The organism is Flavobacterium sp. (assembly GCF_043720215.1).
In the GTDB taxonomy this organism is placed as follows: domain Bacteria; phylum Bacteroidota; class Bacteroidia; order Flavobacteriales; family Flavobacteriaceae; genus Flavobacterium.
Genome location: NZ_JAYSSZ010000095.1, coordinates 1 through 13,642, shown reverse-complemented (window position 1 = coordinate 13,642; position 13,642 = coordinate 1). Strand labels below are relative to the sequence as shown.

The following is a 13,642-nucleotide window of genomic DNA, read 5'->3' as shown; positions in this document are numbered from 1 at the left end:
ATTTTAAAACAACTATTAATTGGACGAAGTTGTTTCAGATTTTTCAAGACTAAAAGAAAATTCGGAACCTTTACCAAACTCGCTCTTTACATAAACTTTTTCGTTGTGAGCTTCGATAATATGTTTTACAATAGCTAAACCAAGTCCTGAGCCTCCTTCAGATCTTGCGCCGCTCTTATCCACCCGATAAAAACGCTCGAACAAACGAGGAATATTTTGTTTTTCTATTCCTTCTCCATCATCGGAGATTTTAACAACCACTTTATTGTTTCCAAAATCTTCGACGCCAATTTCGGTTGAACCTCTTTCTTTTCCGTATTTTATAGAGTTTTCTATAAGATTGGTTAGCACTTGCTGAATTTTGTCGTAATTCCCTATGACTTTAATTGGTTTGTAATATTTAGAATCGAAAGTAAGTGTAATGTCTTTTTTATTGGCCTTCATTTCTAACAAATCCATCGTGTTTTGAATTAAACTTATAATATCAAAAGAGACTATATCTAGCTTTTTTTCGCCCATTTCTAGTTTTGCAATTGTATCTAAATCTTCTACAATATAAATTAATCGCTCTACACCTTTTTCGGCTCTTTCCAGATATTTTTTACGAATATTTTTATCTTTCATAGCGCCATCTAACAAAGTAGAAATATAACCTTGCACAGTAAATAATGGCGTTTTTAACTCATGAGAAACATTTCCAAGAAATTCTCTGCGAAATTCTTCTCTGTCATTTAATGTTTCTATTTCACGTTTTTTAGCTGTAGCAAATTTTTTAACCTGAGTAGTTATTTGAGATAAATCGGAATTTACCGGTTGATTTATTATTGCATTTGAATCTAAAAAGGAAATTTCGTCGTACAATTTTTTAACTCTTTGGTAAATAAATTTTTCCGTTCGATATTGCATTAAAAACAAGGAGGAAGTAAAAATGGAAATAGCAAAAATGGAAGCAATCCAAATTAGATTATCTATTTCAGATTTAATAAAAAAATAACACAATAAGCAAACAACTACTGTTGCAAAAAGTGTTATGTATAGTGCTGATATTACTGCAAATTTATATGTCTTTTTAAAATTAAGATTCATTTATATTTCAAATTTATAACCAATTCCTTTTGTAGTTTTAAAATATTCATCGCCTATTTTTTCTCTCAATTTTCTAATATGAACATCTATTGTTCTTCCTCCAACTACAACTTCGGTTCCCCAAACTTTATCTAAAATTTCTTCTCTTTTAAATACTTTTCCTGGTTTTGAGGCTAGTAAATAAAATAATTCAAACTCTTTTCGAGGCAAAATTATCTCTATACCATCTTTAATAATTTTATATTCTTCTCTATTTATCTCGATTCCGCCTACATTTAGTGTTTCACTATCCTGACTTTCTTCCTCTTTTAATCTTCGCAGCAATGCTTTTACTTTACTAACCAATAATTTGGGTTTAATAGGTTTGGTTATATAATCATCGGCGCCAACATCAAACCCTGCAACTTGCGAATAATCCTCGCTTCTAGCGGTAAGAAAAGTAATTAAAGTATGGCTCAATTCTGGCGTTTTTCTGATGATTTCACAAGCTTCCATTCCGTCCATTTCTGGCATCATGACATCCATAATGATTAAGTGTGGATTGTGTTTTTTTGCTTTTTCAACAGCCTCTTTACCGTTTTCTGCAGTAAAAATTTGATATCCTTCTTGTGATAAATTATACCCGACAATTTCTAAAATGTCAGCCTCATCATCTACTAACAGTATCTTAATGTCTTTCTTTTTCATAAAGCCAAAATGTTTTTTTGTGATGTAAATGTAATTATATTTTAAAGTAAATATTATCTATACCCAAAATTTAATCTAGTAACATTATGGTAACATTATAAAAACCAAATGGTAACTTCTTTATAACACAGACTTTACATTATGATGTTTTCTTTGCACAAAATTAAACACAACTAAAATGAAATTCAAATTATCCATTTTATTCTTATTCCTCAGTTTACTTTCTTTTGGACAAAAAGCTACCGTTTCTGGAGTTGTTTCTGATAAAGATTTGAAAGGCGAAGCACTACCATTTGCAAATGTAACAATAAAAGGTACATCTTATGGTGCAACAACTGATATGAACGGAAAATATGCTATTGATCTTCCTGAAGGAAATTATACCATTGTTTTTAGTTTTTTGGGTTACGAATCTAAAGAAGTAGCGTTTACCATAAATACTGACGAAAAAAAGATAATTAATGAAACTATCGGTTCTGGAAGCGTAACCATGGAAGATGTGGTTGTAAAAGCTAATATAAGTCGTGAAAAAGAAACAGCCTTGTTATTAGACCAAAAGAAAGCTGTCGAAATAAAACAAAGCATTGGTGCGCAAGAAATGTCACGAAAAGGAATTAGCACTGTTGAAGCTGGTTTGACAAAAATTACAGGAATTAGCAAAGTAGAATCTCGTGGCCTTTTTGTTCGTGGATTAGAAGAAAGATATAACAATTTGTTAATTAATGATTTGCAAGCTCCATCTAACAGCCCTTTCAAAAAAATAATTCCGTTAGATTTGTTCCCTACAGATATTGTTGGTGTTCTGAATGTTTACAAAACTTTTAATCCTAATATTTCAGGTGATTTTGCCGGAGCAACCATCAATATTGAAACGGCACAACCAAGAAGCAGTATTACAAAATTAACTACTGGTTTTGGCTACACAACAGGAAATAACAATGAAGATTTTCTTATTTCTGAAGATGCAAATACGACTCAAGGATTTTTAGGATTTGTAGGAAAAGACAGAAAATTATCTTCCGCTTTTGGTGGAGTTCCATCTGGTGTAAAACTATCACCATCGCAATACGAAGAATCTGCAAAACAAAACTCTTGGAATACAGATAAAACAACAAGTCCTATAAACAGCAGTTTGAGCTTTTTGCATGCAGAAAAATTTAACTTGAATAAGGAAAGAAGTTTAAATTATATCTTTTCATTCAACGGTGATAACAAATACCAAATTAGAGAGGGAGTAGACAGAACATTTAATCAAGGACAGGGTGATTATAATAATAATTTCAATACTAAAAAATATGATTATTCAACTAGTTTTTCAGGATTAGTTGGATTGAGATACAAATCGAAAAGATTTGGCATGGCATTAAACTCATTTTTATTACGTTCTACTTCTAGTGTGATTGAAGATCAATTAGGTTATACGAATAATTTAACAACAAATCCCAATATTTTAATTAGAACAAACCAATTTGAAGAATCTAAGTATTGGAACAATCAGGTTTTAGCCAATTATAACATTACCGAAGACGGAAAACATAGTGCAAAAGGAGGTTTTTCTTATGTAAAAACATCCTACGAGCAGCCTGATCGTAAATTTATTATTGGTGAAAAAATAAATGATACCGATATTAATATGCAGTATGGCGGAAACACTTTAAATCGCCAATTTCTTGATGTATCAGGCGACAGGTATTTTTCAGGCATGTTTGAATACAATCTGAAATTTAAAGAAAAAGCAAATGGAAAATCAAACAAAGTTTCTATTGGTTATAACGGATTTAGTAGTGAAGAAATTTCATCTTATAGATTCGTATCCGGAAAACCATTAATTCCGACTTCATTTGTAGCGAATATTAATGATCTTAATGATATCGTTACGTCAGAAGTAAACTCTGGTTTATTGAGATTTACAGAAGAATCTACGGCAGACTACAAATCAAAACTATATCAAAATGTAAATGCTGGTTATGCCAATGTTTTTTTGAATTTTGCTGAAAAATGGGAAGTAAATGGTGGTGCAAGAGTTGAAAATTCAATTAGAGAAACAAAGTATAGAGGAATTGGAGATTCGTTTACAGACAAATACAAAAAACTAACCAATGAAAAATTATATATTCTACCATCTCTAAATATTAAATACGCGCTTAACGAAAAAAATAATATTCGTTTTGCTGGCTCAAAAACAATAACAAAACCCATAAGTATTGAAGTTTCAAACATTACTTATATAAATCCTGACGGGACAATAGAAATTGGAAATCCATACTTAGAAAACAGTGACAATTTAAATTTTGATTTAAAATATGAATTATTCCCTAATTCGAAAGAAATGATTGTTTTAGGAGCATTTGGAAAACACATAACAAATCCTATCGAGCGTATTCAACTACCTGCAAGTGGTGGCGCATTAATAACGTATCAAAATTCTAAAGAAGCTACACTTTTTGGAGTAGAATTAGAAGTTTTACTACAATTAAACAGAATAAGTTCTGTTTTAAACAACTTTTCATGGGGCTTCAATACTTCTTTAATGAAAACAAATGTAAAAGTTGATTTGGTTAAAAATGAAATAGAAAACAGTCTAGAAAGACCTTTACAAGGAGCTTCAAATTGGTTAGTTAATTCTGATTTAAAATACGATTTCCAATTTAATGAAGATATGAAAAATACAATTTCTGTGGTATACGGAATATCAGGAGATAAAATATATTCCGTAGGCACAACAGGATTAGATCATGTTTACGAAAAACCATTTAGCAAATTAGATTTTGTATGGTCAAGTAAATTATCTAAAAACATTGAAGCAAAATTCTCGGTAGATAATATTTTAAATCCTTACTTTAAAAGAGAACTAGGAAACGAAAGCAAAGTAAATATCACTGAATCGGATTTAGTCGTAAAACAATACAAAAAAGGGACTGGGTTTTCTTTAAATATTGGATACACTTTTTAAAAATAAAAAAATTTAAAACATCAAAAGCGCTCAAAATGAGCGCTTTTGATGTTTTATTAACATTCTATTTACAATTGCTTTTTTTTATAATAACCATACTATAATACTCTCATAACATAAATTAAAGAGGTTGTGTGTAAATTTGTACAACATAAATAAAAACAACACAACAATGAAAAAATTAGTATTTAGTTTAGCTTTTTTAAGCCTAATATTTACAGGGTGCACATCAAGTGATGACGAAACTGTAGCTCCAATAACTCCAGCAGGAAGTGGTGAAATAACAGGAGACCAAACTACAAGCAAAACATTTATAAAAGGAAGTTATACACTAAAGGGTATTGTAAAAATACAAAGTGGTGTAACACTAACTTTCGATGCTGGATCTACAATAACTGCTGATGTTACAAGTGGTGTAGATGCTTTAGTAGTGCTAAACGGTGGTAAATTAATCATGAACGGTACTGCTGCAGAACCTATTGTTTGTACAGAGGTTTCAAGCACACCAGGTTCTTGGGGAGGAATAATCATGTACGGAAATGCACCAATTGTAGGAGCAGCTGGAGTTACAACTGCAACTTCTGAAGACGGATTGGCATTGCCTTATGGCGGAACAAATGACACACACAATGGGGGAACTTTAAGATATGTTCGTGTAGAATATGCTGGTAAAAAAATTACTGACGGAACAAGCGAAATGAATGGTTTCTCATTCTATTCTGTAGGTTCTGGTACTATTTTAGAAAACCTAGTTTCTTATAAAGGAGCAGATGATGGTTACGAATTTTACGGAGGAACAGTAAGTCTAAAAAGTTCTATTTCTTACGGAAATTCTGATGATTCTTTCGACTGGCAAGATGGCTGGAAAGGACAAAACAGTACAAACTGGTACGCTTACCAAGTAGGAACAGGAAATTTCGGAATGGAAATCGAAGCAAAATCAGTTAATAATGCATTTTGGCCAGTAGTTTCAAACATTACTCTAAAAAGAGCTGCTGGAACAGTTACTGAAGGTGGTACATCAGCAGCTGAATATGATGCAATTCAATTCAAAAAACAAGGAAACGGAGAATATAGTAACATCTTAATTTCAGGATACACAACTTCTGGAGCTACTGCAGTACGTATTCAAGATGCTACTACAAACACTGACCAAGTTACTGGTGGGAAAATTAAATTACTTAATGTAAAAATTAACGACGGTACTTCTCAATTCGCAGGAGCAGGTACAGTTAGTCCATCATTTGCTCCAGCAAACTACACAACTAGCACAACATCTATTGGAGCTACCATTATTACTGGAGCTTGGACTGTTGTAAATGGTGTGAGTTTGATTCAATAAAAAACAAATATTTCCAGAAGAGAGATTTTATATAGGTTAAGATTCTCTCTTATTATACTAAAACCATCAAAATTAGCTTTTTGATGGTTTTTTTATTTTCTCATTAAATTTAAAAAAAGTCAGCTTCCATAAGCCTTTTGACGTTTTTTATTAAGAAAGAAAACAATCCCAATGTTAAATTTTCATTCAATGTTACTAAATTGTTAAGCAAAAGTTTTTTTATTGTAAATATATTTATACATTTGATATATAATTGTTTAACATTAAAACCCCAAAGCTATGAAAAAGTATATATTATTGACAGTAATCCTATTCTCAGGTGTTGTTTTTGCTCAAGGAATTGAACCAAAATATGAAATTGAAGGCAACTTAGTAAAAGCAACTTATTTTCATGACAATGGTCAAGTTAAGCAAGTTGGTTTTTATAAAGATGGAAAAGTAGAAGGAAAATGGATTTCTTATAATGAAGCTGGAAACAAATTATCTCTAGGAGAATATACAAATGGAGAGAAAACTGGAAAATGGTTTTTTTGGGATAAAAACTCTCTAAATGAAGTTGATTATTCTGATAGCCGTGTTGCTGAAGTAAAAAAATGGTCAACAGAAACTGTAGTTCAAAGAAACTAACTCAAAAATAAATTCCAAATCTACCCTTTCTAACCGAAAGGGTTTTTTTATGCAAAAAAATACCGAAATCTTTCAATCTCGGCATTTTATAATCTATAGTGTTTATTTTTAATGTCTTCCTGAGCGAAGTCGAAGGATTGGGTTTCGACTTCGCTCAACCTGACAAGCAATCAAATTGAAAAGTCTCAAAACAATGTTACAATCTAAAAATGTTTTACAACAATGCTTGTTTTAAATCTTCAATTAAATCGTCAGCATCTTCTACTCCAACGCTTAGTCTTACTAAATCGTCCGTAATTCCTATTTCTTTTCTTTTATCTTCTGGTATTGAAGCGTGTGTCATAAGCGCTGGATGATTTGCCAATGATTCGACACCACCAAGAGATTCTGCCAATGTAAAGACTTTTACTTTTTCTAAAAACGAAATAGCATCTTCTTTTTTACCTGATTTGAATGTAAAAGTAACCATACCACCAAAACCACCTATCATTTGCTTTTTTGCAACATCGTGATACGGATGTGAAGGCAATCCTGGATAATAAACTTTTTCAACTTTTGGATGGTTCAACAAAAATTCAGCAATTTTTGCTCCATTTTCGCAATGACGTTGCACGCGAAGAGATAATGTTTTTATTCCTCTAAGTACTAAAAAACTATCCATTGGTCCCAATGTTGCTCCTGTTGCGAACTGCTGAAAATGCAATTGACTTCCCAATTCTTCATCTTTTACGATTAATGCTCCTGCAATAACATCAGAATGTCCTCCTAAATATTTTGTTGCCGAATGCATCACGATATCTGCTCCTAAATCTAACGGTTTTTGCAAATAAGGTGTCGCAAAAGTGTTATCGACTGCAAAAAGTATTTTATGCTTTTTTGTGATTTTTGCTATTTCAGTAATATCAGCAATTTTCATTAATGGATTGGTTGGTGTTTCTACCCAAACTAACTTCGTGTTTTCGTTGATTAATGATTCGAATTTTGCCAAATCATTCATATCTACAAAATGAAATTTGATTCCTGAATTTGCATAAATACGTGTAAACATTCTGTACGTTCCACCATATAAATCGTCCATAGCAATGATTTCGTCACCCGCTTTAAACGAACGCAAAACACAATCGGTTGCGGCTAATCCAGAAGAAAAAGCCAATCCACGTGTTCCGTTTTCGATACTTGCTAAAGCATTTTCTAATGCAGATCGTGTTGGATTTGCAGCACGAGAATACTCATAATCAGGATTTAATGGTTGCCCAGGGCTCGTTTGCACAAAGGTTGATGTTTGATAAACTGGCGGCATTACTGCTCCTGTGCTTGGGTCGTGGTGCTGACCACCGTGTATAACTTTTGTATTGAATTTCATTTTGATTATTTTTAAAGTACAAATTTACTTTTAATTCTTAGGAAAATTATGAAGTTTAACGATTTTTATAAACCGTTTGAAAAAAATCACCACAAAAGAAAAATAAGGAATAATATTTTTCACACGTAAAAAAGAACAAATAACAACTTTTGTGTTATAAATCAATAAATTAGATTTTTAAATTTCTTAAATAAATTTCTTAATCTGCATCATAATTCCTGTATGCAATCCTTCGTGGTAATTATTGAATTCCATAGCAGATTTTGCACTTTTTACCGTAAATCCAACACCAGTAGTAAATTCCATATAATTATCGAAAATATCGTTTGCAAAATCTTCTTTCGCTTGTTCTAAAGTAGAAAAAAGCAATTTTTTAATTTCATTTACTTCCTCCTGAGAGATGTTATGTTCTGGCTTAGTTCCTTTTTTATATTTTTCGACCATTTCGTCCGAAATCATCATAGGTAAACCTGATAATTTATACACTAACATTTGCTGTACAACAACAATATGACCAATGTTCCAGATTAAGTTGTTGCTAAAACCTTCAGGGATTTTATTTAAATTTTCTAATGAATGATTTTCGAGAAATTGCAATAATAGGTTTCTACTGGTTTTGTTAATTTCAAAAGTTGCTTGCATTGGTTTTATTTATAAAATTATAAAATCTTCGGTTTTTGGAAATGCATTCATGACTTGTTGAACAATTGGCGGTGTTGGTTGCGCCAGTTTTCTCAAATGAGTGTCCATCCAAGCTCCGTCAATAGTTAAGGTTGCACAAATTGCTCCTTCACCATTCCTAAACTCGTGAATGATGGTCCAACGGGAAGCATCCTCTTTTAGCTTTCCAACTTTGGTACTGATTAAAATTGTATCACCCAAACGAATTTCTTTTCGGAATACACATTCTTCTCGAAAGATTATTGGTCCAAAATGTTGTTGTTGCATTATTTTCATCGTTACACCCTGTTGCTCCAGAATCTCAATACGGTGCTGGGCGCCAAAATCATAAAATACGCTATGACGCATATGAAAATTCGGGTCTAAATCTGACCAACGAATGGAAATTTCTTTTGTAAAAACACTCATTACTTATAGAATTTATTCAAAAATACTTAGAAAAATTAATATCTGCACTTCCATTGCATTTAAATCCAATCTATTTTAACGAAAATCGTATTTTTGCAAATGAAATTGATAAAATATTAATAATGGACAAAATATATTACCTCGCTTCTTGCGACACTTGTAGAAAAATTATAAAAGCTTTGCCTAATGCGAATAAATTAACCTACATTGATATTCGTCAGAATCCCATTTCGGAAGCAGATCTTGAAGAAATGCACCAACTTTCAGGAAGTTACGAAGCACTTTTTAGTAAGAAAGCGCAACTATATAAATCGATGGATTTGAAAAATAAAAATCTAACCGAAGCTGATTATAAAAAATATCTTTTAGAGCATTACACTTTTTTGAGTCGCCCAGTTGTCATTCTTAATAATGAAATTTACATTGGAAACACACAACCCAACATTCTGAAGTTAACAAAAGCTATGACAAGTGTCTAAAAGAAATCTCGCCCTTATTGGCGCCACAATCGTTTCTATAATATACGGTGTGACTTTTACCATTGCTAAAGATGTGATGCCAAAATATATAGATGCTTTTGGATTTATTTTACTCCGTGTTGGTGGCACAACCTTACTTTTTTGGTTTATTTCTTTGTTTATTAAAACAGAAAAAATCGAGAAAGCTGATTTTCCTAGAATCATTGCCGCTGCTTTTTTTGGTGTAGCACTCAATATGCTTACTTTTTTTAAAGGTTTAAGTTACACCTCGCCTATTATGGGAGCCGTAATTATGGTTACAACGCCTATGATTGTCCTTATTTTATCAGCCATTTTGATAAAAGAAAGAATGAAAACCAGAAAAATTCTAGGCATTATCTTAGGATTAGCAGGAACTTTATTTCTTATTTTGTATGGAAAATCGATGACTAATGCGCCAAAAGCAGGTTTGGGGAATCTATTGGTTTTTATCAACGCTGTTTCCTACGGATTTTATCTTATTATAGTTAAGAAACTAATGGACAAATACAACGCCTTTTCGTTTGTGAAATGGATTTATTTATTTGGATTTCTAATGGTTCTACCGTTCGGATATACTGAATTTCAAGCTGTAAATTGGACAGTTGTTCCTATCGCTATTTTTTGGAAAATAGGTTTTGTCGTTTTGTTTTCGACATTTTTAACCTATTTATTGAATTTACTTTCTATGAAAGAACTCAAACCTACAACAGTAGCTGTTTTCATTTATTTACAACCTTTATTTGCAACTATTTTTGCTATTGGATTAGGAAAAGACGAATTGAATGTGATAAAAATCGGGTCTGCAGTATTGATATTTTCGGGCGTTTATTTAGTTACGCAGAAAAAATAGCCCAATATTTATGTATAATATTGTCATTCTGACGAAGGAAGAATCTCATCAGACACAATCGTTATGAGATTCTTCCTTCGTCAGAATGACAAACTGCGTGTTTTTTATTCAAATTCAAATACTAAATGGCATTGTTTGATTCTATATAAAAATCTATAATCTGTGGTAAAAATTTCAAATTCGCATTTCAAAAGCCTTTTTCTTATATTTACACCTTTATAAAAATATATGATACAATCCATGACTGGTTTCGGGAAAGCTTCTTTGCAATTACCAACCAAAAAAATAACAGTTGAAGTAAAATCTTTAAATAGTAAAGGTTTAGATTTAAACACAAGAATGCCATCCGTTTACCGTGAGATGGAATTGGGTTTACGCAACCAAATCGCACAACAATTAGAACGAGGAAAAATCGATTTTTCATTGTTTATCGAAGTGACTGGCGAGGAAACATCGACCAAAGTAAATGCGCCAATCGTTAAAGCATACATAAGCCAAATGCGCGCTATTTTAGCTGATGCTGATGAAACCGAACTTATGAAAATGGCGGTTAGAATGCCAGATGCATTAAAAACAGAACGTGACGAAATAGACGAAAACGAATGGGCAGAAATTCAGAAAGTAATCATTGAAGCGTTAAATAATATTCAGAATTTTCGTCAAGCAGAAGGATTATCGTTAGAGAAAGAATTTTCGTTACGAATAGCAAATATTCGTCAGTATTTAAGTGAAGCTATTGCATTAGACCCTGAGAGAATTCAGAACATTAAAGACAAATTGCAAACCGCCATTACAGAACTAAAAGTAAATGTCGATGAAAATAGATTTGAGCAAGAACTCATATATTATCTCGAAAAACTAGATGTGACTGAAGAACGAGTTCGCCTAAACAACCACTTGGATTATTTTTTAGAAACTATTACTGGGAGTGAAGCGAATGGTAGAAAATTAGGATTCATTACCCAAGAAATGGGACGAGAAATAAACACATTAGGATCTAAATCCAACCATGCAGGTATGCAAAAACTAGTTGTGATGATGAAAGATGAGTTGGAAAAAATTAAAGAACAGGTTTTGAATGTGTTGTAAAAATTTTGCCAATGAATCACGAATTGAATAAAAAAATTCGTGAATTCGTGGCTAAAAATAAGATTATGAAAGGAAAGTTACTCGTGTTCTCAGCGCCTTCAGGCTCAGGAAAAACAACAATAGTTAGACATTTATTAGCACAAGAAGATTTGAATTTAGAATTCTCTATTTCCTGTGCAACCCGCGAACCAAGAGGCGAAGAAGTAAACGGTAAAGATTACTATTTTATCTCTTGGGAAAAATTCAAACAACACATTAAAGCGGAAGAATTTGTAGAATGGGAAGAAGTGTATACCGATAATTATTACGGAACGCTTCGAAGTGAAGTAGAACGCATTTGGGCTAAAGGGAAAAATGTAATTTTTGATATTGATGTTTCTGGTGGATTGCGAATTAAATCAAAATTCCCTCAAGAAACATTGGCCGTTTTTGTAAAACCACCAAGTATTGATGAACTTAAAAGACGTTTAAAACAACGCTCTACAGAAAGTGAAGATAAGATACACATGCGTATTGCTAAAGCATCAGTCGAATTAGCTACTGCTCCACAATTTGATAAAATTATCAAAAATTATGATTTAGAGGTAGCTAAAGAAGAAGCTTATCTATTGGTAAAAGATTTTTTAAAATAATCCCCTAAAGATTAGACTATTCTTTATTTTCAATTAAAAAAATTATAACATTTGTTCGTTGATTTGTTACATATCTTTATGTAAATTTGCATCGATTTAAAAAACATTTAAAATGAAACCAGATTTATTCCAATCTCCTGATTATTACTTATTAGACGACTTATTGTCTGACGAACATAAATTAGTCCGTGATGCTGCACGTGCATGGGTTAAGAAAGAAGTATCTCCAATTATTGAAGATTACGCACAACGTGCTGAATTTCCTAAACAAATTGTAAAAGGTTTGGGCGAAATCGGTGGTTTCGGTCCTTATATTCCTGTAGAATATGGCGGTGCTGGATTAGACCAAATTTCTTACGGATTAATCATGCAAGAAATTGAGCGTGGAGATTCTGGCGTTCGTTCTACCTCATCAGTACAATCTTCATTAGTGATGTATCCAATTTGGAAATACGGAAACGAAGAGCAAAGAATGCGTTTTTTACCAAAATTAGCTACTGGAGAATTCATTGGTTGTTTTGGTTTGACCGAACCAAATTACGGTTCTGATCCAGGAAGTATGATTACTAACTTTAAAGACATGGGTGACCATTATTTATTGAATGGTGCAAAAATGTGGATATCGAATGCTCCGTTTGCTGATGTCGCAGTAGTTTGGGCAAAAGACGAAACCGGAAGAATTCACGGACTGCTTGTAGAAAGAGGCATGGAGGGTTTTTCAACTCCAGAAACTCACAATAAATGGTCATTAAGAGCATCTGCAACTGGAGAATTAATTTTTGACAATGTAAAAGTTCCTAAAACAAATTTATTACCAAACAAATCAGGATTGGGTGCGCCACTTGGTTGTCTTGACTCAGCTCGTTATGGTATTGCTTGGGGAGCTATTGGTGCTGCTATGGATTGTTATGATACGGCTTTGCGTTATGCAAAAGAGCGTATTCAGTTTGACAAACCTATTGCAGGAACGCAATTACAACAAAAGAAATTAGCCGAAATGATTACCGAAATTACTAAAGCGCAATTACTAACATGGCGTTTAGGAGTTTTAAGAAATGAAGGAAGAGCGACAACTGCTCAAATCTCGATGGCAAAAAGAAATAATGTGGATATGGCAATACATATTGCTCGTGAAGCACGTCAAATCCTTGGAGGAATGGGAATCACTGGAGAATATTCTATCATGCGTCACATGATGAATTTAGAAAGTGTTATCACTTACGAAGGAACTCACGATATTCACTTATTGATTACAGGAATGGATATTACAGGAATTCCTGCTTTTAAATAAAATAATTTTTCTTTAAATAACAATAAAACCCACGCTTTAGACTGAACCCAAAAGTTTGGACAAATTTATAATTAATTTTGATAATAATGAGTTCGATATTGTATCGGACTCATTTTGTTTAAATTTGACTTAC

13 protein-coding genes are annotated in these 13,642 nt (G+C 32.4%); 8 read left to right on the top strand and 5 right to left on the bottom strand.

Annotated elements, in window-relative coordinates; all coding sequences use genetic code 11:
• Nucleotides 1–15 precede the first annotated feature (15 nt).
• Nucleotides 16–1,086, bottom strand: a complete 1,071-nt coding sequence (locus ACHZC3_RS04615) for a sensor histidine kinase (protein ID WP_394758709.1) — start codon at nt 1,084–1,086, stop codon at nt 16–18.
• A complete protein-coding gene (locus tag ACHZC3_RS04610) occupies nt 1,087–1,773 on the bottom strand; it encodes a response regulator transcription factor (protein WP_394758708.1) in 687 nt (228 codons plus the stop codon).
• Between the two features lie 178 nt (nt 1,774–1,951).
• Between ACHZC3_RS04610 and ACHZC3_RS04605 the strand changes: the two genes are divergently transcribed.
• From ACHZC3_RS04605 to ACHZC3_RS04595, 3 genes are all read left to right on the top strand, one after another.
• Nucleotides 1,952–4,726: a carboxypeptidase-like regulatory domain-containing protein gene (locus ACHZC3_RS04605; RefSeq protein WP_394758707.1), complete on the top strand. Its 2,775-nt coding sequence runs from the start codon at nt 1,952–1,954 to the stop codon at nt 4,724–4,726.
• Between the two features lie 172 nt (nt 4,727–4,898).
• Nucleotides 4,899–6,068 carry a hypothetical protein gene (locus tag ACHZC3_RS04600; protein WP_394758706.1) on the top strand — a complete coding sequence of 390 codons (1,170 nt, stop codon included), beginning with the start codon at nt 4,899–4,901 and terminating at the stop codon, nt 6,066–6,068.
• A gap of 279 nt (nt 6,069–6,347) precedes the next feature.
• Nucleotides 6,348–6,695, top strand: a complete 348-nt coding sequence (locus ACHZC3_RS04595; RefSeq protein ID WP_394758705.1) for a toxin-antitoxin system YwqK family antitoxin — start codon at nt 6,348–6,350, stop codon at nt 6,693–6,695.
• Nucleotides 6,696–6,909: 214 nt separating this feature from the next.
• On the opposite strand, the gene ACHZC3_RS04590 is transcribed toward ACHZC3_RS04595, so the two are convergent.
• The 3 genes from ACHZC3_RS04590 to ACHZC3_RS04580 form a co-directional block, all read right to left on the bottom strand.
• Nucleotides 6,910–8,058, bottom strand: a complete 1,149-nt coding sequence (locus ACHZC3_RS04590) for a cystathionine gamma-synthase (protein ID WP_394758704.1) — start codon at nt 8,056–8,058, stop codon at nt 6,910–6,912.
• A gap of 186 nt (nt 8,059–8,244) precedes the next feature.
• Nucleotides 8,245–8,700 (bottom strand): DinB family protein, encoded by a 456-nt coding sequence (locus ACHZC3_RS04585; RefSeq protein ID WP_394758703.1) that lies wholly within the window; start codon nt 8,698–8,700, stop codon nt 8,245–8,247.
• A gap of 9 nt (nt 8,701–8,709) precedes the next feature.
• Nucleotides 8,710–9,147, bottom strand: a complete 438-nt coding sequence (locus ACHZC3_RS04580) for an acyl-CoA thioesterase (RefSeq protein WP_394758702.1) — start codon at nt 9,145–9,147, stop codon at nt 8,710–8,712.
• A 122-nt stretch (nt 9,148–9,269) separates the two neighbouring features.
• Here ACHZC3_RS04580 and ACHZC3_RS04575 point away from each other — a divergent pair, with 122 nt between their 5' ends.
• The 5 genes from ACHZC3_RS04575 to ACHZC3_RS04555 all read left to right on the top strand — a co-directional run bounded on the left by ACHZC3_RS04575 (nt 9,270) and on the right by ACHZC3_RS04555 (nt 13,509).
• On the top strand, nt 9,270–9,626 hold the full coding sequence (locus ACHZC3_RS04575) for an arsenate reductase family protein (RefSeq protein WP_394758701.1): 357 nt from the start codon (nt 9,270–9,272) through the stop codon (nt 9,624–9,626).
• On the top strand, nt 9,619–10,497 hold the full coding sequence (locus ACHZC3_RS04570; RefSeq protein WP_394758700.1) for a DMT family transporter: 879 nt from the start codon (nt 9,619–9,621) through the stop codon (nt 10,495–10,497). Before ACHZC3_RS04575 ends, ACHZC3_RS04570 begins: the two co-directional genes overlap by 8 nt.
• 228 nt (nt 10,498–10,725) lie before the next feature.
• Nucleotides 10,726–11,586 (top strand): YicC/YloC family endoribonuclease, encoded by an 861-nt coding sequence (locus ACHZC3_RS04565; protein ID WP_394758699.1) that lies wholly within the window; start codon nt 10,726–10,728, stop codon nt 11,584–11,586.
• Nucleotides 11,587–11,648: 62 nt separating this feature from the next.
• Nucleotides 11,649–12,218 carry a guanylate kinase gene (gmk, locus tag ACHZC3_RS04560; protein ID WP_394758710.1) on the top strand — a complete coding sequence of 190 codons (570 nt, stop codon included), beginning with the start codon at nt 11,649–11,651 and terminating at the stop codon, nt 12,216–12,218.
• A 112-nt stretch (nt 12,219–12,330) separates the two neighbouring features.
• Nucleotides 12,331–13,509, top strand: coding sequence for an acyl-CoA dehydrogenase family protein (locus ACHZC3_RS04555; RefSeq protein ID WP_394758698.1), 1,179 nt, complete (start codon nt 12,331–12,333; stop codon nt 13,507–13,509).
• Nucleotides 13,510–13,642: the final 133 nt, after the last annotated feature.

What these genes read in the sequence shown, in the direction of transcription:
- ACHZC3_RS04575 (WP_394758701.1), top strand. Translation starts at nt 9,270, where the DNA reads ATGGACAAAATATATTACCTCGCTTCTTGCGACACTTGTAGAAAAATT.
- ACHZC3_RS04615 (WP_394758709.1), bottom strand. Translation starts at nt 1,086, where the DNA reads ATGAATCTTAATTTTAAAAAGACATATAAATTTGCAGTAATATCAGCA.
- ACHZC3_RS04610 (WP_394758708.1), bottom strand. Translation starts at nt 1,773, where the DNA reads ATGAAAAAGAAAGACATTAAGATACTGTTAGTAGATGATGAGGCTGAC.
- ACHZC3_RS04555 (WP_394758698.1), top strand. Translation starts at nt 12,331, where the DNA reads ATGAAACCAGATTTATTCCAATCTCCTGATTATTACTTATTAGACGAC.
- ACHZC3_RS04580 (WP_394758702.1), bottom strand. Translation starts at nt 9,147, where the DNA reads ATGAGTGTTTTTACAAAAGAAATTTCCATTCGTTGGTCAGATTTAGAC.
- ACHZC3_RS04565 (WP_394758699.1), top strand. Translation starts at nt 10,726, where the DNA reads ATGATACAATCCATGACTGGTTTCGGGAAAGCTTCTTTGCAATTACCA.
- ACHZC3_RS04600 (WP_394758706.1), top strand. Translation starts at nt 4,899, where the DNA reads ATGAAAAAATTAGTATTTAGTTTAGCTTTTTTAAGCCTAATATTTACA.
- ACHZC3_RS04595 (WP_394758705.1), top strand. Translation starts at nt 6,348, where the DNA reads ATGAAAAAGTATATATTATTGACAGTAATCCTATTCTCAGGTGTTGTT.
- ACHZC3_RS04585 (WP_394758703.1), bottom strand. Translation starts at nt 8,700, where the DNA reads ATGCAAGCAACTTTTGAAATTAACAAAACCAGTAGAAACCTATTATTG.
- ACHZC3_RS04605 (WP_394758707.1), top strand. Translation starts at nt 1,952, where the DNA reads ATGAAATTCAAATTATCCATTTTATTCTTATTCCTCAGTTTACTTTCT.
- ACHZC3_RS04590 (WP_394758704.1), bottom strand. Translation starts at nt 8,058, where the DNA reads ATGAAATTCAATACAAAAGTTATACACGGTGGTCAGCACCACGACCCA.